This window comes from Oleiphilus sp. HI0128 (genome assembly GCF_001635365.1).
In genome coordinates this window covers 1-671 of sequence record NZ_LWGG01000386.1, presented here as the reverse complement: position 1 = coordinate 671, position 671 = coordinate 1, and the positions used below count along the sequence as shown (strand labels likewise).

Annotated in this window: 1 protein-coding gene; it reads right to left on the bottom strand. The window is 45.5% G+C overall.

Translation table 11 applies throughout. The features are described from left to right. Positions 1-671, bottom strand: a 671-nt coding sequence (locus tag A3763_RS28190; RefSeq protein WP_197482772.1) for a hypothetical protein, incomplete at both ends; no start/stop codon positions are given.

Below are 671 nucleotides of genomic sequence, written 5' to 3'. Positions count from 1 at the left end.
CTTCCAACTCATCAACAATTACACCTTGAGGCTGGCTAATAATTTCGAGGTCAGGAGTCTCGTTAAGCTCTGCTACGTCGTTATAGGAATCATTCGTTTCCTGTCTAACCGCCGCAAATGTCTCGGCATGTTCACTATCTGGAAGCGCTTGCTCTAGATCTAATGCAATTTCGCTTGCCTCTAGAAAAACCTCATCCAGAGTAATCTGTTCATCGCCCTCAGTACTTTGAGCCCCTAGAACGCCATCACTGGCAATCACTTCCTCTACATGTTCGATTACTTCTTCAATCGTATCCCAACGACCCAGCTCAACCATTGACAAGAAAGAGGCTGACAAAACACCCATTTCCAGTTCTGCTTTTGTAATTGAACTATACGACTCAATAGCAGTTAAATCTGCTGGCGCCAAACGCATCGCACCAGCATCTAGATCTAGCAAGTCTTCAATGTGAGCGATAGATTCCTGAATACTATCAGCTGTCAAACCAATAGATTTAGCCTCCGCATGAGCTGCCGCCATATGCGTTAATGGGCTAAGATGAACATTATACTCCCGCCCTGCCACAATACCTGAAGCAACCGAGCGCAAACTAAAGCCAGACCCTGGGTTAAAGCTTTCACCAAAAGAAACGCCTTGCCCATCATTATCAATACAACCTTCCGTTGTATCG